Consider the following 22276-nt stretch of genomic DNA (forward strand, 5'->3'; position numbering starts at 1 on the left):
AACCGGACCGGACGGTATGTGAGAGTGCCGTTCCGGTTTTTTTTCATTCGCCACATAAAGCATCGGCACACCATAAAAGGGGTGCTTGACCATGTAAATCACCGGTATTCCGTTTACGATCGAGATAGTATTGATGGTCGTTCTTCGCATTTGTGCCTTCACACACATTCCTGATATTGTCATCGTTGTTTAAATAAGTTAACAACGCAAGCCATCCTTTACGGGCAGCAGCGCCATATATTTTCTGATCCAACCAACCGTTTTTCACCCCCACGATCATCGTGTACGTGAACATAGCGGAGCATGACGTTTCTTTCCATGAGGTAGGATCATTGACGAGTTGTGTCCACATGCCGTCATGCCCCTGAAACTTGAGCAAGGTATTCATCATTAACCTGTATGCCTCTTCAATTTTCTGCCTGTCGGGATTGTCTGCGGGGAGCACTTTCAACAAATCGGCCATACCCACGGCCATCCATCCATTGCCCCGTCCCCAGAAGAAAGGGACATCGGGAGTATGGTAAAACAATCCGTTGGGCCGCTGTATCCGGTCGAGATACATTACCATTTCCCTAGCCGCCCGGTCGATATATTTCCTGTCACCTGTCACAAGGTAGGCCTGGCTTTGTATTGCCGTGATCATAAACATATCATCTATCCAGATACGTGTCTGCCAGGAATACCCTTGGTCATGCCAGTTTTTTTCCGTTTCTTTCGGTTCGAGCGGTAATTCCCATTGTGTATCAGCATACCTGAGTCCCATCCTGAGGTATTTATCTTCCTTCTTCGTTTTATATATTTCCAAGGGAACCGACCCGAATACGTTATTATCCACATGGTTTGGAGCCGGCAGAAGATTCTCCGATCCGGAAGAGAAAAATATATTATCATATCTTTCGAGCAACCTGTCATACAAATCATCCTCTTTTATCGTTTGGACAAAACGGAATGCCCCCAACCATGTGCAGACATAAGGGTAATTGACACGGGGAACCTGCGTATCTACTGTTCGGATATACCGTTCAGCAAGCCTGACCCCTATTTCCCGGGGATCAGCTCCTTCGGGAAAATCTTTCAGGTCCCAATTCTCCGGTGTTGGTTTCGGTTTGTCTATATTGGCAGGATTGTCAGTCGTACAACCATATAGAATTGACATAGTATACAAAGAAAAAAAAGTGAAAGATAATAGAATTCGTTTCATAATTTAGATAAAATAATTTTATTGATTTAGAAAATATGAATATTAGTAAGTCTATTTTTCAAGCATATAACTCCCCTGGCCGGATCAATACGCTAGTTATTCATCCGGTAAAATATGAATAAAATCCGGGATAAAATTCTTTTTTTACATTGTTATTACATTCGGTTTTATAACAGAAACTAATAGATGTAATAATGATTACTATCCGACCTGTATTTCAGACTAAGATTATCCAAAATATCATCCAGTTTCTCTTTTAGATCAAGTTTTCCCGAACATTTCATCCGGGCCATTTCAGGGCTGCATTGTATATCCGCTCCATAGTATTTAGACAGCCGTTTCATGATTACCTCCAGGCTTTCATTGTCGAACATATACAACCCTCTGATCCATGAAGTATACCACGCTGTATCCACTTCTTTCTTAAAGAATCGTCCGTTTTGCAGTGCAACCATCTCGTTTGGTTGCAAGAGAATATTCTGAGAGTTATCCGACTGCAATATTTTTACCTCGCCCGAGACCAGTACAACACTATTGGTTTCGTCTTCATAAGTGGAAACATTGAACTGTGTACCCAATACCCGGATATCAAAGTGATCCGTTTTTACGATGAAAGGACGATCCTCATCATGGGTTATATCCAAAAACATTTCACCTTTCACATAAAGAGATCTTTCATCACCTTTAAATTCCACGGGGTAAATAACATGCGTACCCGCATTAATCCATATCTTACTGCCATCGGATAACGTCAATCTCGATCTTTTCCCGTAGGGAACGATTAACCGGTTAAATTCAGCCGACTCCGTTTTGGCAATTTCTACCTCTGCCAACTTTATCTCTTCCGAATCATATGCGATCAGCGGGTCCGCTTCTTCTGCAACAATCATCTTCTGCTCCGAAATAATCAGTTTCACGGTAGGGTCATTCAAATCGACCTCCCTATTTTTTTCCACGTATGATAACAACTCATTTTCTGTGACAGACTCCGGTTCGGGCTTTTTCATTACAAATATCACAGCAATAACAGATGCCGCGATACCTGCGGCAATTCCAATCCAGTATTTCATGGCCGGACTTTTCTTATTGTGCATGCCCCTATTGATATTCATTATATTATCCAATAGTTCATCAATCTCAGCCTCAGGCAACATGGCCGTTTCATCATCCTTGATCGCAAGAAGAATCTCTCTCGCCTGAATGAACTCGCTTACATTGGGTGAACCACTTGCCATAAACTCAGACCAGAAACGCTCGGATATTTCTGTTGGCTTCTTCATGGAGTGTATGAAGAAAGTATCCAGAAGAAATTCTTCAACGGTATATGTCGCGTATTCTTTTTTGCCTTTTAAATGAAGCATGTCAAGTTCTCTTTATATATATAACTTCGGGTTTGTTTTTTTCTACTCACTTTGGAAGATCTTTTTTCACGTATTGACGCATTTTTTTCATGGCACGAGACAAAATATTCTGTAAAGATTGGTAATTCATATTCATTAACGCACAGATTTCCTCCATACTTAAACATTCTATATAACGGTAACGGATCGCCTCTTTTTGTCTGTCTGTGAGAAGGGACATGATCAGGTTGACCTTCTCTTCAAGGGTTATATTTTCCTCCCGTTCAATGAGTACCTCTTCCACATTCATTTCGAACTGAATCTCCGGATTGATAGTATCCGAATCGGTATCTGCATAAATTTTTTCTTTGGACATTACCGTCAACAATTGATTGCGCATCGATGCCAGGAGGTAATATCTTATATTATCAGTATCCCCTAAGGAAGCACGGTGCTTATACAACTTTGTGAAAACATCCTGGATGCAGTCTTTGATGATTTCTTTATTCCGCGTAAATTGAAGCCCCTGAAAATATAAATCCCGGATATATTTTCTGTAGATAAGGATATAAGCTTCGTCATTGCCGTTCCTGAAACTATTCCATCTTAGTGTATCATCGGTTGTATTCTTTTTCATGTTCGTCTCATCATCACTGATTATCCACCGTGAATCGGGAGATTCGGGAGATATCCAACTACTCACTTGACAAAATTACATGATTTTTTCCTATATACAAGCGGGCGTAATAAAAATCAAGGCCACCCTTTTCCCGGGTTTATCATACCGCACTCCAAGTGCAATTTTTACCTTTATACGTAATTAACGGGCCCAGAAGCCCCATCTCCCCCCCCCCTCACAAATTATATAAGGGGGCACACTGCCATCGGAACCAATCGACTCAATTTCAGCTTTTATTTCGATGTCATGCGGCTCTTCAGGCCATCAAGGACTTGGGGGATTCACACGACTATCAAATAGATCATGGTCAAATTTTTTGATTAATTATTTAAAATCTGATTTTTAGATAGTAACACCTCTCCCAGTTGTTCATAAGAAATATCTTGTACATTGATTTTATTGTCAATAGCTATCACTGCGGCTGCCGCAGCAGATTGTCCAAGGATCATAAATACTGGTTCCATCCTGATGGAGCCGAAAGCGATATGGCTGGACGAAAGACAAACAGGAACAAGCAGGTTTTCACATTCTCCTTTCCGGGGGATAATGGAGCCATAGGCTATCCGGTAAGGTTTTTTGGGTTTAACCCCAACATCCCCTTCATTCTGTACATCCCCTTCCGCTGTTACGTAGCGCTGCACATTATGAGAATCCAAGGTATATGAACCCATCCCGATGGGGTCGGGCACATCTACCTTCCCGAGAACTTCATTCTCCGTAGTGACATAAGAGCCGATCATTCTCCGTGCCTCACGGATATAGAGTTGATAGGGCCAGTTGCCATTATCGGTAAATTCATCTTTGGCCAATCCCCATTCCTGCATCCTGTTCCTTACCTCTTCGGGCACACGTTCATCGGTCGATACAAAATATAACAGTCCTTTTTGATACTTCGTATGATCTTCAATGATCTCTTTACGCCGTTCATAGGATGCTTCGGGATAATCGTAATTCATCCCGATATGGTCGGAACTGAAAGGGCCGTGGTTGTTGGTGTCGGTCTTCCTGTTGGGGATAATGTCATACTTTGCAAACCATTCGTTCCATCCCGATTCAAAAAACCTGGCAAGGAGTTCATAATCGGCAGGATCATATCCTTCAGGCTTTTCAAAGGGTACCCTGTTTTGGGGATGATTACTCATGCACAACCTGAAACAGTAGGCCTGCACCTTGTTGTCACCCGTACAATTGGGTTGGATCGGTTCGTCGGAGATATAGGGTAATAAACCGCTGGAAGGATCCCCGGGGATCACATAGGGATCGATAGGGGTCTTGAAATAGTGGCCATGATGGTATACCCCGGCTTGTACGCCGTTCCATTCCTCATTATATTGAGAACAGGATTCCCTTCCCACTGTATAAGATACACCGGCAGCCGCCATCAGGTCTCCTTCGTATGTCGCGTCGATAAACATTTTCCCCCTGAACTTCTTGCCTGAGAGTGTAGTCATAGATACAATCTTATTATGGTTGGGCTCGACTCCCGATTCCCTGTCAAGCCATTCGTCCCTGTAGACCGGGATATTATACTCATTAATAAAACCTTCAAATACTTTTTCGGCCACATGGGGTTCAAAGCTCCACATTGTCCTGCTTTCCCCATCCATTGCTACGGTACCCTGCCCCCTGTTGCCGTACTCCGATTGCTTTTGCCATTTCCATGCCGCCGAATCGTTATAATGGAGCCAGACACGATGATAAAATTCCCTAGCCAGTCCTCCGATAGTGCTGGTATTACCCGAATCGGTAAATCCTAATCCACTGGAAGTTAACCCGCCCAAATGCTTGTCGGGTGAAACAATAATTACGCTTTTTCCCGATTGCACGGTCTCAACCGCCGAGATTACCGCAGCCGAAGTGCCGCCGTAAATGATTACATCAGCCTGATAAAAATCCGGATTTTTCCTGCATGAAAGTGAGATCAGAATGATTAGTGTTGCAAGCAGTAAGTGGGTTATTCGTTTCATGTTGTTTATTCTTTAATTGGTTATTTACACTATTATATTGGTTGATCAGTTAATAATTTCCGCTTTAAGTATATTTTAATAATTTAGTTTATATTATTCCGGCTTATTCATATCCCTCAAACTTCAGAGAAAATATTAAAATAATTTCTAGTGCATGCATAGGATCAATTAGTCGATAGTAATTTTTTCAAATAATCCGGATAACCTCCGGCTGTAATACTGTCACCCAAACAAATCACTCGTTCATGAGATAACTTATTCTGGATAATACACTCGTAAATTGCGACTGCCATAATCCTGTATCCGTTTTGTGTGGGATGTAATCCATCGGTTTTGCCACTGTTGGCCTCGTTTTGAATTAAACTGTCCGGATCTTCGCCGATATTACCAATCATTTCAAATATGTGGTGCATGTCTAAAAAGGTCAATCGGAATTCTGAAGCCAAATTTTTAATCAAGCTATTTATTTCTGTTTTTCGACCAACATACCCTTCTGGTTCATAGAATGATTTATCATGTCGGGTATACAAATAAGGTTCGTAGGCTGGAAGAATAGGCATCAAAATGATCTGACTCCCGATATCCAAAATTTTAACGATGATCGATCGCATATTTTTTTCGTATTGAACCAAGGGAATATATTTCTTGCTATTCATATCGTTAGTTCCTGCCATTAATATAGTGAGATCGGGGTGCTGTGCCAGGCAGTCTCTATTGATTCTTGCCAGCATATCAACTGTGGTATTTCCTCCAACCCCGGCATTGATCACTACGGGTTCTTTATTTAACTCTTGGGCAAATACATTCAATCTGGAAAAAATGAATGGTGTTGCCATTGATACTTTCAAAAAATGACGCCTGTGCATATAGAGATTTATACAATTATTTTTTCATGTGACTAAAACTTTTATTTTCAATGGTGTCATATGGAACATTTGCGTTAAGCTAAATGAGCAAAGACAAACTTTAGTGAACTCGCATTTAGTCATGTTCTTGTGTGAGAATAGTTATCATGCTCGTTTCATTGGACTAAAATAGTATTTTTCACTTGAGCTATATTAAAACCCTTCAAGATAAGCGAATATTTATCAGAGGGAAGATCCTTTTTATTTGTCTCAATTGTTATATTGCGACTTTCTCCCGGCGTCATAGTGAAAAAGTTATCGGTATAATACGAAGGACGTACAGGTTTGCCTGCGGAATTGAGCCATTGTAATTGTGTGAAAAAAGCGATCGCCCGGTTCGTATTTTTCAATTCGATGTCGATATAATGCCTTCCCTGGCTTACACGGGTTTTATATTTCATTGATACTTTGGCCGGAGCAAGATCTTTTATACTCTGGAATCCTGCCGTAGCCGGTCCTGTCATAGATTTCATTCCTTCATAAACGCTCGTTGAACGCCAGTAAAAATTACTGCCTACTTCCTTTCCTGCATTATCGAAAAGACGTAACTTGATAAAATGCACAGGAGAAATATTTCTAGGGAAATCAATCACGAACACATCATTGGCAACTCCATCTTCGGGAAGATCGATAGAAGCCTGATTTTTCCAAACCGGCTTTGAGTTAATATCAAAAACTTCGGCTGTAACTTTATAGTTGGAAAAAGCTTTATAATAGTCGTTTACTACTGATACCGTGTTCTTCAGATAATCGAATTGCGGATGGAGGGGTTCACATGCATTTGCCGCAGCATAAAGCGCAGCCGTAGGTTCGAGCGACCAATCCCACATTCGCCCGCAAACTTGGCGAATAGGAGAATTATGGTACCAGAAAAGAAATCCGGAAGTATAGCGATCTCCATAATTGAGTTTATTATAATTCCAAACTTCCCAGATACTTTTATAATTCATTGCGCCCACAAATTGCCCTTTCATGGCAAATTCATCTATACTTTCCGGTTTACCGTATTCATTGACCAAATCCACATAAAGTGATGACATTTGGTGAAATCCGTTACCATCACTGTAATCCCAAACCTCCTTGTTGATTGGCCAAAGGTCTTCCTCCGGCATCATTTCACGCAGGCATTCAACAGTAGAAAGGCAAGGTGCACCGTATTCAGGATTGAATCCGTCTACGCGACTACCCCGTTCGGAAGCCGTGTTCTCATAATGCCTCATAGGATTAACCGTTTTATAAGGGCTGCCATCGTGAATTCCGCAACATTCCGATTGCATTTGGTAACCACGTGTACCATCTATCTGGAGGAGTAACTCTTCAAGTCCGGACATTTCGGTCGATTCGTTCGAACATACATAGTAAGCCAACGAAGGATGATTCCGGATACGTTTAACAGCCGATTCGGCATTCTGCAGGTGTAATCCTTTGTCGATAGGATGTTTAGTGTCTCCTGTCATCCAGAATTCCTTCCAGACCAGTATTCCCAGTTCATCACACAAGTCAAAAAAATAGTCGGACTCTGTAATACCTCCTCCCCAGAAACGGATCAGGTTGACACCTGATTGTGCTGTATAGCGTAGTTCGGCATAGGTCCGTTCATCAGATATACGCAACATGTTTTCAGGCAGCCAGTTAGTTCCTTTGATAAAAATATCCTTCCCATTTACTTTAAATGTGCGTGATTTATCGGGAGTATCTGTATGTGAAGTAATTTCCCTGATGCCGAAACGGGTAATAATGGAGTCTGATACTACACCCTCTATTTCTGCTTTTATAGAAAGGGTATAAAGTTCCTGGGGGCCTTTATTGACAGGCCACCAAAGACGTGGGTTATTAATGGCTAACTGAGGGAAATCCGAAGCGTTGAATTCTATTGTCTTGGTTAACCCTCGTGGAATTTGAACTTCTTTTTCAAAAGTAATAGCTTCACTTTCTATCTCTCCTTTTATTTTTACTTTTTGTGTCCTAAATCCCGGGTTGTGTACTTCAACACTTATTGTTTGTTGTGAATGGTCATAACCGGGCTTTCGCAGATCACTTTTGACAAATGGATGATTTATGAAAACTTCTCCTGTCTTGAAAAAGCTGATATCTTTCCATATCCCCGTATTACGGTCACGGATACCATCAAGGAAGGTAAAATCCCAACCGACCGTCATAAGCATTGTAACGTTCTTTCCTATCTCCCCATTACCTCCATTACGAAATTCACCTGTTGCTCCCCATGATTTGGAAACACCTTCACGAGGTCCCCCCGGTTCGTCTATAGGGTATACTTTTACTGCAAGCACATTTTTTGTATCGGAATGGATATAATCTGTAACATCGATAAATTCCTGACGGAACATTCCGGCTATATTAGCCACCATCTTACCATTGAGCCAAAATTCAGCACGGTAATTTACTCCATCTATCTGCATCCATAGGCGTTCACCCTTCTTCGCTTCAACTCCTCCAAATTCTGTCCGAAACCAATAGGTGTAAAAATCACGTCCAGCAGTATTCAAATCAGGAATCAATCCACTTGTAATTTTATTATTTAGCCCGAAATACGGCTCCGGATAAATCCCTTGGGCAACCAACGAATTGAGTACGGTACCGGGAATAATTGCTTTTGTCCATCCTTCAGGTACATATCCGGCAGTAGAAATATCTTCGGTTTTATTGGCTACCTCTCCTGCTTTTCTCATTAACCAAAGCGCTTTTCCTCCATGACCCATTTCAGATTTTAAAGAAAAGAGATACTCACGATCTTTAGAAAAAACTGATTCACAAAATATTAAAAATACAAACGTAATAACTAAATACTTATAACAAAGTCTCATTATTTTTTTATTTATTGATGTCAATTTTTCGGGCATTAAAATTACCTCTATTTCTAATGCATTCTTACTTGTATACCCTATTATTATGAACTACGAAACCTAAAACAGGCGTACACCAAACTATGTACGCCTGTATAATTTACAGAAAAGATTTACATTTTATCCCACCCGTTAGGTTGTTGCGGATAAGGATCACCTACAATAACAGACTCTATTTGTTTTTGTGGAATTGGGCGTAATATATGGAAATCCTGTATATTGTCCTTAGGTAGGGTATGATTTGTCCATTTTGTAGTGAAGAAACCATACTTCCGTACCCGCTCTACTAATTTTTGTGTACGAACAAGGTCGAGCCAACGCAACTGTTCACCACAAAGCTCGCGTGTTCTTTCATCAAGGATATAATCAATGGTTATATCTTCGGCAGTGATCATCAGATCATCGATATATTCCTCCTTAGAGGCAGCCCTTTTACGTAGTTCGTTGATATAGTAAGCTGCCCCATCGGTGGTGGAATTATTGCCAAGTTTAAAAGCAGCCTCTGCAGCAATAAGGTAAGTTTCAGCCAGACGGTACACTATAATTGAACGCCGAGAGTCGAATGAAAGGCTTGTACGATTAGGATCTACAAATTTCTTCATTGTTGGAAACGATGGATCGGTATAGTTTTCAGGAGTAAGTATATAGTAATTCGTCGCCTCTATTTCCTCTTTGGCTATATTCTTACCGGGAAGATACCCCGCAAGGTTACCTTTTGTTCCACTTCTAATGGCAGAATACTTATTATCTCCAACATAAAATTCCTGAACTTTATTCTGAAAATCAACTGGAGCAGTCCATTCGCTTTGGAAAGTACCATAATAGCGCGAGTCCTTATCTATATCACCGAAAGCTTCATTATAAAGCCATGTTGTTCCATGATATCGTGCATACACACGTCCATCTTCTATTTGTTGCACATTACCGCTACCATTAAAATTAAAATAACCCGCAACAAAGACATGTGAAAGATGATTTATGTTTGCATCCCTTTCCGGTACACCATAAATCGGATCGTCTGTCATCTGTACATTATAAAGTATTTCTTGATTATTTTCATTGCCGGGTTTATGAATATCTGCATATTTGGGCATGAGTGTAACCCCTGTCAGATCGCCATCTTTAATCAGTGCTGTCGCTATATCGTATGCATCCTGGAAATCGGTAGGTTGGGCAGCACTACTCCATCCCCGGGTGAGGTATACCTTTGCCAGAAGATGGCGGGCTAATGCTTGTGTAACCCGTCCCGGGTCGGTGTCTTTAGGTCCGACAGGCAAATGGCCGGGAGTTGTACAGAACAGTAGGTCTTCAATAACAAAGTCATAAACATCTGCTATCGGATCACGCTTAGCCTCCTTTACAATACCTTCATTATATGTACGGTTCAATGTCACATCGCCAAAGAACTGTACTAGACGGAAATAAAGTAATGCCCGGAAAAATCTTGCTTCCGCCAGCATGGTTATCTTTTTAGCTTCGGAGATATCCGTCATTTCTTCACCGAAATGTACAAGACCATTACAAGTATTGATCAAGGTATATGAATGTCGCCAATAATCATATATGTACCCAGAATTGGGCTTGTAATTTGTCGTATAATTACCAAAATTATAGATGTCGCCCGAAGAACGGCTATAGAATTCGTCAGTTCCGGTTACAGTTAACATATGGATAGAACTAATGGGGCCATAAAAAGTTCTCATACCTCCATAGACACCGTTCAACCCAAGTTCAAAACCTTGTGGTGTATTAAACGACTCGGGGGTCATTTTTGAGTGATTTTCCTCTTCCAGAAAATCGGCACATGTCGTAAAGAAAAATAACGGAAAGCATGCTGCTAATAAATATAGTATCTTTTTCATTGTTGTCTCGTAATTAGAAAGTTATGTTAATGCCAAATAACATTTGCCATGATGGAGGGATTACGGTATTCATCACACGGTTAGTTTCTGGATCAAGCCCTTTATATTTGTTTACATATTCGGAGAAAAAGGTAAATGGATTTGTAGCTGTCGCGTAAATGCGCACCCTGCTTATTTCTACTGTGTCGAGGAATTGATCCGGTAAGGAATATCCCAAGGTCAGCGTCCGTATCTTGAGGTAAGATGCATCGAATAATGTAAGCGTTCCTTTATACTGTATACTTTGTACCCTGTTGTTCGGAGCCGGCCAGCGAGCGCCAGTATTTTCCGGAGTCCAATAGTCAACATCAAGGTTGTTCATATAACCACCCATCAAAGAGTTTTGTCCGCCACCATAAAGTTCAGACCTTAGTAAGCCTCCCTGTCGGAAATTCATAACAACTGTAAAGTCGAAGTTTTTGTATGCCAGCATATTTGTCCATCCACCTTCAAAATTTGCTTGGTGACTACCCACTATTTTCCTGTCATCATCATTTATTACTCCATCGGGAACCCCGTCTGGTCCACTGATATCTGCCACTTTTATTGTTCCGATCACCGAGTCATCACCGGAAGTCTTCAACCCATAGCTTTCGGCAAGCTCTCTGTCTTCAGGAGTATCTTGCCAAATCCCAAGCCCTACATATTCATAAAACGATCCCAGCGGATATCCGACAAAAAGGTTGTCAGAAATTAGCTTATCAACTCCTTCGGTAAGTTTAACAACCTTATTTCTGTTAAAGTAAATATTGAGATCAGAAGTCCATTGTAACTTATTTTTACCATCGCCGTCAAAAATATGTACACGGGTTGCTAATTCAAACCCAACATTTTCTGTTTTACCTACATTATAGGGAATCTGTGTACTGACACCACTTGTTGCAGGAGGGGTAAACATCATCATCAAGTTATTGGAGAATTGTTTATACACCTCGGCAGAACCTGTAATTCTGTTATTGAGAAACCCCACATCTATACCAGCATTATAACTGGCTGTACGTTCCCATTTTAATTCGTTGTTGGAGGCGGCAGTCGGATAGTATCCAAGTACACCCTGAGATCCAAAGATATACTTGTTACTAGACATATTACCCATTGTATCATAAGGATTCACATTAGTATTACCTACCTCTCCATAGCTGAGTCGCAGTTTCAATTGGGATAATATGTGGGAAGTTCCGTTCATGAACTGTTCATTGCCTATATTCCATGCAAGGGCAGTAGAAGGGAAATAGTGCCACTTATTGCCTTTCGCCAGACGTGAAGAACCGTCGGCCCGAAACGTTGCGGTCAGGTAATAGCGTTGATCATAGTCATAATTAAGACGTCCCATATAAGAAAGCATACTCCATTTACTGTAACTTCCATCTCCTTTGTGGTTCTCGGCTGTAGCCGGATTGTAGTAACCTACCTGATTGGTCGGTACATTCTCATAGTTCAAATTGAAATTCTGCGATTCTCTTTCTTCAGCACTAAACATACCTGTAACATTGAAATTATGTTTGTTTAATTTCCTGTCATAAGTTAAAAGATTCTCAATTGTGTAATCCATAAGAGAAGCTGATTCATTGAAACCATAGTTTGATGATTGGCGGCGCTTGCTTGTTCCTTGCTGATAGTAACGTTGTAGCGTTGTGGATGATAGTTGTACTCCGGCATTGAGCCTGTACTTAAATCCGTGAGTAAAATCGACTTCTAAATAACCTGTAGTAAATGTTGACAATCGTTTGCGATTATCTTGAATCGCACCCGGGCGAAGATCCATTAACGGATTACTCATAAGATCATTCGGATGTACTTTTTCCCGTATCGATCCATCGTCTAAGTATGGCGAGAGGAGAGGACTGAGTGTAAGAGCATCACTCATCGGATTAAGGCTTTCTCCTCTGCTGATATAATAAGTATTCAATGTGTTAAGTCCCAGTTTCAGATATTTACTTATTGTATGATCAACAGATAATTTCAGCGTTGTACGTTCCATCGATTGCAAATCATACACACCTGTCGATTCATAATATCCCAACGATGCAGCATACTGGGTATCTTTTGACCCTCCCGCTATGCTTATCTGGTGATTGGTTGTCAAAGGATCCTTGTCATATAGTTTCTTTTGCCAGTCGGTATTTACGCCTCTTTCAAGACCTTCTCTTTCTCCATCAAGACCTCCTTCCAGGACTTTCTGTAATACTCTCGGATCGTCTAAACCTGTGTAATTTTCTGCATTTTTATAGCGATTATACATGGCCCATTTGCGTAATTCCATATACTCATCCGCATTCATAATATCGTAGAATCCCAGTGGTTTAGTGAAGCCGATATATCCACTGTAGCTTACTGTTGCCTTGCTTGCTTCTGTTCCTCGCTTCGTGGTAATCAGTATAACTCCATTGGCTCCACGTGAACCATAGATTGCTGTTGACGAAGCATCTTTAAGCACAGTAACCGAAGTTATGTCTTCCGGTGCAATATTGTTCATCATTCCTAAATCGTATGGAATACCATCGACAACTAAAAGAGGATCATTCCCGGCAGCTATAGAACGGGTTCCTCGAATACGGATTTCTGGAGTATGCCCCGGATGTGTTGATCCTCCGCTTCGCTGTATATTTACACCTGCCCCTGCTCCTTGCAGAGCCATTGCGATGTTGGCGGCAGGAGTATTACGGATCGTTTGTTCACTCATTACGTTAACTGCGCCAGTCAAATCAGAACGTTTACGAATACCATACCCCACAACTACTAGTTCCTCCAAAGATTGGGCATCTTCATGCAAAACGATCTCAAAGAAAGATTTGTTGTCCGTATTAATATCCTGTGCTAAATAACCGATATAGGAGATTTGAAGTAGGGCATCATTTTCAATGTTCAGTGCGAAATTTCCGTTAATATCGGTAACGGTTCCGTTGGTTGTCCCTTTTTCCACAATATTAGCACCTATTATTGGCTCGCCATTTTGATCTGTAATTTTTCCGGTAATTTGTTTCTTCTGCTGTTGGATGATCAATTCGGAAACAATTTCTTCAATTTCTTTAGGAATAATCTTTGTATCATCACGATAAATAACCACTTGGTTATCTAATATTCTGTATTTTAAATCCGTATTGGATAGAATATTATCCAGAATTTCATTGATGTCCTGAGAATTGGCTGTAAGATCGACCTTTTTATTGATGATCTTTTTTGCATTTCCCGCAAAAATAAAACGAAAGTCACTTTGTTTTTCAATCTCTTCACAAATCTCTTTGATAGAAGCCGACTTGAGGTTAAGTGTTAGTTCAACATCTTGTGAATAACCAGTTGCGGCTTGAGAGAAGAGGATACCGAAAAACAAGAAGAATAAGGTTATTCTCATGATTTTTAGTGCATATTTGAAATTATTGTCAGGTTTTCCCCTTTCAATAGAATATTTATTCATATTTTTGTATGATTTTAATTATTAATATACGAGGTAATTAGAATTATCTGAGTCGGACGGTATTCGCACTACCGTTCGACTTTTTTCTGCCGGTCGGCAGGTTCACTTTTACTTTTCATGTTATTTTTCCATAGGCATATCTATTTTATGGGTTATTATTCTTTGTAGATATATATCAGTTTATCTTCTTTTTGGTATTTCGTGTCCGAAATCAGAGTTAAAGCAGTCATCACATTATCCAAATTGTCGGAGAGGATGATTTTCCCGGTGCATGTAAGTCCGTGTAAAGATATGCCATCTCCGTAGTTGAATGAAAGGTTGTAATATCTTTCTATCTGTTTAAGCGCTTCAATAACCGGTGTGTCCTCGAAACTAAGATACCCTTCTTTCCAACTGATAAAAGAATGCACATCTACTTTTCTTGTGTCGAAAGTACCGGAGGTTTCTGAGTAAACAGCCTGTTCATTGGGTGACAGAAATAATTCCTGTCTGTCGGTTGATTGTAAGCTAACACTCCCTTCTACCAATACTACAGACGAGGAAGCCCCCGAATAGGAAGATACATTGAATTTGGTGCCGTACACTTTTACATTATAACCGGATGTATGCACATAGAATGATTTGTTTTTTTCAGGAGCTACTTCAATATACATTTCACCGGATAAGAACACTTCACGTTTTTCTCCGGAGAATGTGGAAGGAAACTCCAAAGTGGAGCCGGAATTTAACCATACTTGGGTTCCGTCAGACAAAACAACTTTGGATCTTTTTCCATAGGGAACGATCAATTGATTCATTGTATGCTGTTCGATGGAAATCTCTTCAGCATCTTTATCACTCTTTATTAGTGCCTTGTTATTTCTATCTAAATGTATATCCACATTGCTTTGGAAGGTGGCGGTTTTGTCACCGGTAATAAATAGAATATCTTCCGATTCCAGTTCACTTCCCACAATATAGTCTGAAAAAGCGACCAATTCCTCTCCAGAAGATTGGTTTATCTCTTTTTGTAAATACAGTACTGACATAACCAATGCAACTACACAAGCCGCACCAATGTAAGCAAAACGGTAAATTCTACGTTTGCGGTTATAAGCTCCAAGCGATTGTTCCAAACGGTGGATTGCCTCCTGCTTTTTCTCCTTGGATAGTTTCACCGAGGATATGTCTATGTTTTGAAAATGTTGCTCCGCCAGCAGAATATCTTCCCTTTCACCGGGATGGTACTGTAGATATTCTTCCCAGTATCTGTTTAATTCATCCGTCGGAAATAATTTCCATTCAATGAATTTCTCATCTTTCAGAAACCGGATAAAGCTATTTTCTGTTTTCAATTGCATAGATGTTTGTCGAATTTTTTTATCCTTTTTACACGATATTTATATAAAAGACGATCGTCGGTTGAAAATATCATCACTTTTTAAAAGAAAAATCAAAATTGGATGAAATTTAACTAAAGGGGCTTTTTGAGGTATTCTTTTTTTCGATTCTGTTCTTAGGATTTTGGCGATTACCCCAAAAGAAGAGGATGTGAATTTCAGATTTTATAATTTCATAGAAGATTAAATAAACACTCATACAATGACGCGAGTTCTTTTGTTCTCAGAGAGTCTACCGATAAACTCATTTTCGGAAAGAATACCGGTTATTTGTCTAATCTGCCTTAAAAGCTTTAGACTGTTTTTGAACTTCCGTTTCTTGAATTGTAGAATTCTAATACGCTTTTAAGTTCAAATTCTGCCTGCGTGGACCATATTATTGTCGTTTTAGCCATATTTCCATCTCTTCCATTGCCTGTTCGTGATATTTGTAGTTCCCTTTTTCAATATCCTTACGTCCCGCCTCAATAGCTTGTTTTTGGGCATCATTTAATTCATACAACTCCCGTTCAGCATTATCGAATAATGTCTGCAATGCTTTTAAAAAAGGTTCATTATTTGAACTCTTTATGCGTGAAATCAAATTCTTTTTTAAGTATGAAGTACTGTTCATATTATTACTCTCCTTTCAACGAAAAATATAGTCAAAGCCGAATGAAATGCCAAACTTGTTTGAATTATTCCATTTATTCTACCAAAAAAATGGAACAAAAAGCGCTGAGAATTGTTTCATACATAGTAGCTAATTAATTAAAATAAATTATGGAAACATTATTAAAAGAAGTTGAAAGAGGAGTGAAAAACTGGTATCTTCCTCTCCTCGCGGGGATCATTTTTGTTGCTGTTGGAATTTGGTGTATTTTCTCTCCCGTTACCTCCTATCTGGCATTATCTATTGTTTTTGCCGTAGGATTCTTTTTCAGTGGAGTTTTTGAAACCTTCTTCGCTATTGCGAATAAATCTGAGAAATGGGGGTGGTCACTGGCCATAGGAATTATGAGTATCATTCTCGGTATACTGTTGATGTTTAATCCGGTCTTGTCGGCAGCGACCCTTTCATTTTATGTCGGTTTTATGCTGCTCTTTTATTCTGTGACCGGTATCAGTATCGCATGGAGGATAAAAGATTATTATGATGTGGGATGGCAAACATTGTTGGTAGTCGCTATCCTTGGTGTGATCCTTTCATTGATCATGCTCTTCAATCCTGCTTTTGCCGGCATATCCATTGTCTTATGGACTGCTTTTACTTTTATTGTGATGGGATTCTTCAGAATCTACATCGCTTTCCGGTTGAGGAAGGTAAAGAAGGTTCTCAAGAATAATGCTGAATAACCGGTTTATTTAATTACCAGTAGGAGTAAAGCGATCGTCAGTGAAGATTCTTTCAATCTGGCGATCGATTTGCTGATCAGGTTGCGGCAGGCGGCAACCGATATCTGCATGATTTCAGCAATTTCCTCGTAGCTCTGTTCCCTGATATAACGAAGATAGACAATTTCACGCTGACGGTCAGTCAGCCGGCTTAATACGTTTTCAACCTTTTGGCGTATCTCCTCCACATCCTCTTCCATGATCAGTTCATCCTCTATGGTTATACTTAACTGAAAAGGGAGGGTGTCTTGCGTTCCTTCTTGTGTAGTGTGGAGTAAGTCTTCCTTATTTGTCCTTTTTATGTCGATTAACCTGTTCCTCAATGATCTGAAAAGGTAGGATCTCAGGTTGTTAATTTCATTCAAAGAGTGATGGACACACAATTTATAAAAAACATCGTGAATGGCATCCATCGCGGTCTGTTCATCAAAACCCAAATGCAACGCATACGAGTAGAGACTATCCATATACTCGTTATACGTAGAGGCTATGTTTGAAAATTGAATCATCCTATTTTACACCTTTGAATGGGAATGCAAGTGCAAAATAATGAAAAAATAAAAGAAAAAAGAAATATATTCATGGAAAACAAAAAAATAAACATTTCTCGTTACAAAATAAATTGTGTAGATTTGTGCAAGAAAGGAGATGTAGAACATGGGTAATAACAAAATAATAGCCACTATTGAGAACAACCTTATATGACCCCATTCCTGTATAAAATAGCGGAACTGTTTTATGGGCATTACGGCAACGAACTGTACCGGTATACGTTTGTATTTCCGAACCGCCGTGCTGGTTTCTTCTTCCAGAAATACCTTGCGGAGATTGCCGCTAAGCCGCTTTTTTCTCCTTCTATAGTGACCATCCAGGAACTATTTGCCTCTCTTTCACCCTACCGGCCGGCAGATAAGATTGAAATGCTGGTGATGCTCTACGACTATTTCGGAAAAGTCAGTGGTTCCGATGAGTCGTTCGACGATTTCCTCTACTGGGGGGAGATGCTGCTGAACGATTTTAATGATGTGGACAAGTACATGGCAGATGCTAAACAACTGTTCCGCAATGTGCAGGATCTCCGGTCGATGGATGATGACCTGACTTATCTTACAGAAAAACAGATAGAAGCCATCCGACGCTTCTGGACCAATTTTATGCCGGTAGGGGAGAGCGAAACCAAGAAAAAATTTCAGGAGACATGGCAGATATTATATGAGCTTTATTCCTCTTTCCGGGCAGGATTACAGGAAAAAGGCCTTGCTTATGAGGGTATGTTGTTCCGTGAGGTGGCGGAGCGAGCCAGGACAGGGCATTTGGATTACACGGTAAATGAGATTGGTTTGGGAAGAGAGGGAGTTCCGGATAGACGGGAAAAACGAGAAGGCCTGCAATCGGAATGCTATATATTTGTCGGATTGAACGCACTCACCCCGGCAGAAACGGTATTGCTCGAACATTTGAAAAACCGGGGGATTGCCGATTTCTACTGGGATTATGAGTCACTGCAGGTACAAGACAGCCAGAACCGTGCATCGTTATGGGTAAATGAAAACCTGCGGAAGTTTCCTTCCCGATTCATAATACAGGATGAGGAGGACGATGGGGCGAAGACAAGTATAGAAGTAGTTGGAATTCCCTCCGGAGTAGGCCAGGCCAAGCATGTTACGCAGATCCTCTCCAGGTTGATTGAGTCTGGAGATATTTCCGATCCGGAGGAAGCGATCAATACAGCCATTGTTCTGCCGGAAGAGGGTTTGTTGTTACCGGTGCTTTATTCTATTCCCGGAGAAATAGGAAAGATAAATGTGACCATGGGATACGGGCTCTCCTATTCTTCGATTTCTGCATTGATGGAACATATAGCCGCCTTGCAACGTAACATACGCGAATCGGACGGACAAATGATGTTTTATCACCGGGATGTGTTATCGATCCTGAATCATCCATTGGTATACAACTCAGCCAAAAAGGAAGCCGACGCATTAAAAACATATATCCTTACCAATAACCGGATCGTGGTGTCGCAAGCGGAATTTCCACCACATCCCCTGCTCCGGATGATTTTCCGGCCGTTGACCGGTTGGCGTGATATTTTTGAGTACATAAAAAATATCCTCACTTTTATCTATGGTATCCTGACAGCTGAGAAATATGATGTGGAAGTAATGACCGACAGTACTCGCCCGGCAGACATGGCGCAAGGGACAGGTATCGGCAGCGAGGAAGACAAGGAACATGGCTCTCAGGCGGTAGATCTGGAACGGGAGTTCATCGTGCAATATCATAAAACCGTGACCCGTTTGCAGGACACGCTTCACGGTGCGAAAAACATGTCGACGGATACCTGTTTCCGGCTGTTGAAAAAACTGGCACATTCCATCAGCGTGGCATTCAGCGGCGAACCGCTCTCCGGATTGCAGGTCATGGGGGTACTGGAAACGCGTGCGATCGATTTCGAAAACCTGATCATTCTCTCGATGAATGAAGGCGTCTTCCCCTTGAAAGATCCGGTCAATTCTTTTATTCCTTTCACTTTGCGCAAAGGATTCGGACTACCGGTATATGAGCACCAGGACAGTATCTATGCGTACCATTTTTACCGGATGATCAGCCGGGCCAAGCGGGTGTTTATGCTGTACGATACACGCACTGAAGAGATGCAGACGGGTGAAGTGAGCCGCTATTTCTACCAGTTAAAGTATCTCTATTCGGATTATTTTGATATTTCGGAACGGGTGGTGGCGTATGATGTGGCGGCACCCGAAATATTGCCTGTGTCGGTTGCCAAGACACCGGAAGTGTTGCGAAAATTAGATGCGTTCAGGCGGGGGGGAGAGTCTTTTCTTTCGGCCTCGCTCATTAACAATTACATCAATTGTCCCCTGCAGTTCTACTTTACTGCGGTGGAAGGCCTCTATGAAGAAGATGAAGTGCGGGAGTCCGTGGAGTCGGATTTGTTCGGTTCAATCTTCCACAAATTGATGGAAAAGATTTACGGCCGGTATAAAAACAAAACGGTCACACCCGATGTGCTGACATCGATTGCGAAGGATGATGTGTTGTTGACGAAGCTTCTTGAAGAAGCATTCGCCGAGCATTATTTCAAACGGAAAGATGACCCCCGTCCTTTGATGGGGCAGCATTACCTGATCGGTGAAATCCTTCGCAGTTATGTAAAGCAGACTCTGGAAGCCGACAAGCAGTTTGCCCCTTTTGAGTTTGTGGGGGCGGAATATCGTTTCGGACAAGAGACGCCATACCGTGTAAACGATGAACTTTCAGTCAACTTCAAGGGGATTATAGACCGGATCGACAGGGTGGGGGATAGCTACCGTATCATCGACTATAAGACCGGGACGGGAACAACTGATTTCAAGCAGGTTGCCGATCTGTTCGACGGATCGAAACCGAACCGGGCGTATCAAATTCTACAGGTGTTCGTATATGCGTTGTTTTATGCCCGGGAATATCCTGGTGTGCCGTTATCACCGGCCATTTACTACCTGCGCTCCATTTTTAATGATCCTTCACCGGCTGTCACTTGTAACAAACGGCCTGTTACTGACATATCCGTTTTTATGGACGAATTCCAGTCGCTATTCAATGATTGCCTTGCGGAAATCTTCAATCCCGAAATCCCGTTTGCCCAGACAAAGAATACGAAAAACTGCCAATGGTGCGCCTTTAAGGAGATTTGTAACAGGTGAATGCAGGACTGCTTTCAAAGCACAGTTCGGAAAAATCCAATACGCAATTCGGAAAAATCGTCAATTATATAATCCGCACCGGCGTCCTGCAAGGTGTGAGCGTCAAATGACGTTGTCAATCCGGCTACCCGGCATCCAGCCGCCTTTCCGGCAACGATACCGTTGATAGAGTCTTCAATAATGAGGGTTGATCTGTGATCAGCACCTAAATTTTCCAATGCCAGGAGATAAGGCTCCGGGTTGGGTTTATGCTTTTGGGTATCCTCTTCCGTAATAATAAGATCGAAAAAAGAAGTCAGATTCAATAGAGTATCCACTTTTCTCACGGTGAAGAGTGAGGAGGAGGTAACCAGAGCGGTTTGCAGCTTCATGGTTTTTACTTTTTGAATAAAATCCGTAAAACCCTTTACATACTCCATTTCATTCAGTAGCCCCTCAAAAAAAGCATTTTTCTCTTCCAGCAACTCTTCTAAAGGGTGAGAATTGTCCATGTTTTCATATACATACCGAAAGAATGACTCATCCGATCGTCCCACATAGTCGTTTAGAAACGTTTGTGAATATTCGATGCCATGCTGTTCCAAAGTGAGCCCCATAGCACGGAGGTGCAGCTTTTCCGAATCAATCGCCACACCATCCATGTCAAATAAAATAGTCTTTAATTGCAGTTTCTCCATAATGACAGAACCCCAATCCGGTAATATAGCCGACAGACGACTTTGCCTTATCGGAGATAGACTGCCACAAACAGGGCCAGCGGTTTTTCCCCTTTGCTTAGTGTCAGCGTATCATTTTGCAGGGTGTAGTTATCACATAATTGGAATATATCTAAGTATTCAGCCTCGTAGTCAATGCCGATGCAAGCCATCCGGGTGGTTGCAAATGGAGTGAAATGGATGCTATGCTCCTCTTCCGAAAGGGAATAGCTTCCGTTCATACTGTTGCATCCCGTACTTCCTATGACCCGGTTGTCATCGTTTTTCAGGATAAAATGTGCTTCCCGGGCTTGGCCCTCAGTAGCAAAAGTAATCTCTTCTCCATTGAGCTCTATCAGTTTCCAGTATTTTTCGGTGATGACATTGTCGATGTCTATTTTCCGGAATAGATAAGTATCGGGTGGAAGGGTGCTTTCAATCGGGTTCCCTTCGATGTCGAGGGAAATCAGTTGATTTTCACCTACCTTAAACCAACTGTCTACATCGCCGGAAGAAGTGGCACTGGTCAATCTGATCCTGCTTCCCGCTTCATCCCATTCGAAGCGGCCGTTATCGGTAAAACGGTTATCCCCTTTTCCCAGATAGGTCATCACTCTTTCGTATGTGAGGTCTTCCTTTAACCGGAGTTCTACCACTATTCCTTCGCAATCGGCACAAGGCAATGTTCCCTTGTATATTCCTGCCCAATCCAGTGAATTGCGGCTGTTGTGGGCTGGATCGGCTACTTCTGTCCCGTTCTTGGAATTATTGCTGCCACGTTTGCCCGTATTGCATGCGGTAAATGATACTATTAATATGCATGCCAGAATAATACTTTTTCTCATAGTT

The 22276-nt window shown here is 41.3% G+C and carries 15 protein-coding genes; 2 read left to right on the forward strand and 13 right to left on the reverse strand.

Features of this window, described 5'->3' with window-relative positions; genetic code table 11:
- Positions 1–43: 43 nt before the first annotated feature.
- The 10 genes from ABV001_RS09305 to ABV001_RS09350 all read right to left on the reverse strand — a co-directional run bounded on the left by ABV001_RS09305 (position 44) and on the right by ABV001_RS09350 (position 16186).
- Positions 44–1156, reverse strand: a complete 1113-nt coding sequence (locus tag ABV001_RS09305; RefSeq protein WP_352422550.1) for a glycoside hydrolase family 88/105 protein — start codon at positions 1154–1156, stop codon at positions 44–46.
- A gap of 224 nt (positions 1157–1380) precedes the next feature.
- Positions 1381–2562: a FecR family protein gene (locus ABV001_RS09310; RefSeq protein ID WP_352422551.1), complete on the reverse strand. Its 1182-nt coding sequence runs from the start codon at positions 2560–2562 to the stop codon at positions 1381–1383.
- A 46-nt stretch (positions 2563–2608) separates the two neighbouring features.
- Positions 2609–3244, reverse strand: coding sequence for an RNA polymerase sigma factor (locus ABV001_RS09315; RefSeq protein ID WP_352422552.1), 636 nt, complete (start codon positions 3242–3244; stop codon positions 2609–2611).
- Positions 3245–3540: 296 nt separating this feature from the next.
- On the reverse strand, positions 3541–5187 hold the full coding sequence (locus tag ABV001_RS09320; RefSeq protein WP_352422553.1) for an FAD-dependent oxidoreductase: 1647 nt from the start codon (positions 5185–5187) through the stop codon (positions 3541–3543).
- Between the two features lie 164 nt (positions 5188–5351).
- Entirely contained in the window at positions 5352–6023 is a 672-nt protein-coding gene (locus tag ABV001_RS09325; protein ID WP_352422554.1) for an SGNH/GDSL hydrolase family protein, read from the reverse strand.
- 185 nt (positions 6024–6208) lie between these two features.
- A complete protein-coding gene (locus tag ABV001_RS09330; RefSeq protein ID WP_352422555.1) occupies positions 6209–8782 on the reverse strand; it encodes a glycoside hydrolase family 2 protein in 2574 nt (857 codons plus the stop codon).
- Between the two features lie 287 nt (positions 8783–9069).
- Entirely contained in the window at positions 9070–10818 is a 1749-nt protein-coding gene (locus ABV001_RS09335; protein WP_352422556.1) for a RagB/SusD family nutrient uptake outer membrane protein, read from the reverse strand.
- A gap of 13 nt (positions 10819–10831) precedes the next feature.
- Positions 10832–14272, reverse strand: coding sequence for a SusC/RagA family TonB-linked outer membrane protein (locus ABV001_RS09340; protein ID WP_352422557.1), 3441 nt, complete (start codon positions 14270–14272; stop codon positions 10832–10834).
- Between the two features lie 155 nt (positions 14273–14427).
- Positions 14428–15612: a FecR family protein gene (locus tag ABV001_RS09345; RefSeq protein ID WP_352422558.1), complete on the reverse strand. Its 1185-nt coding sequence runs from the start codon at positions 15610–15612 to the stop codon at positions 14428–14430.
- A 415-nt stretch (positions 15613–16027) separates the two neighbouring features.
- The gene (locus tag ABV001_RS09350) at positions 16028–16186 is read right to left on the reverse strand and encodes a hypothetical protein (RefSeq protein ID WP_352422559.1); all 159 of its coding nucleotides are present in this window, start codon (positions 16184–16186) and stop codon (positions 16028–16030) included.
- Positions 16187–16413: 227 nt separating this feature from the next.
- Here ABV001_RS09350 and ABV001_RS09355 point away from each other — a divergent pair, with 227 nt between their 5' ends.
- Positions 16414–16986: an HdeD family acid-resistance protein gene (locus tag ABV001_RS09355; protein ID WP_352422560.1), complete on the forward strand. Its 573-nt coding sequence runs from the start codon at positions 16414–16416 to the stop codon at positions 16984–16986.
- Between the two features lie 5 nt (positions 16987–16991).
- Here the strand turns inward: ABV001_RS09355 and ABV001_RS09360 are convergent, their stop codons facing one another.
- Positions 16992–17534 carry an RNA polymerase sigma factor gene (locus tag ABV001_RS09360; protein WP_352422561.1) on the reverse strand — a complete coding sequence of 181 codons (543 nt, stop codon included), beginning with the start codon at positions 17532–17534 and terminating at the stop codon, positions 16992–16994.
- Between the two features lie 192 nt (positions 17535–17726).
- On the opposite strand from ABV001_RS09360, the gene ABV001_RS09365 reads away from it, so the two are divergent.
- Positions 17727–20732: a PD-(D/E)XK nuclease family protein gene (locus tag ABV001_RS09365; protein WP_352422562.1), complete on the forward strand. Its 3006-nt coding sequence runs from the start codon at positions 17727–17729 to the stop codon at positions 20730–20732.
- Positions 20733–20746: 14 nt separating this feature from the next.
- On the opposite strand, the gene ABV001_RS09370 is transcribed toward ABV001_RS09365, so the two are convergent.
- Positions 20747–21409, reverse strand: coding sequence for an HAD family hydrolase (locus tag ABV001_RS09370; RefSeq protein ID WP_352422563.1), 663 nt, complete (start codon positions 21407–21409; stop codon positions 20747–20749).
- A gap of 47 nt (positions 21410–21456) precedes the next feature.
- A complete protein-coding gene (locus tag ABV001_RS09375) occupies positions 21457–22272 on the reverse strand; it encodes a copper resistance protein NlpE N-terminal domain-containing protein (protein ID WP_352422564.1) in 816 nt (271 codons plus the stop codon).
- Between the last annotated feature and the right edge of the window lie 4 nt (positions 22273–22276).

This window comes from Proteiniphilum sp., from assembly GCF_040307845.1.
Taxonomy (GTDB): Bacteria; Bacteroidota; Bacteroidia; order Bacteroidales; family Dysgonomonadaceae; genus Proteiniphilum.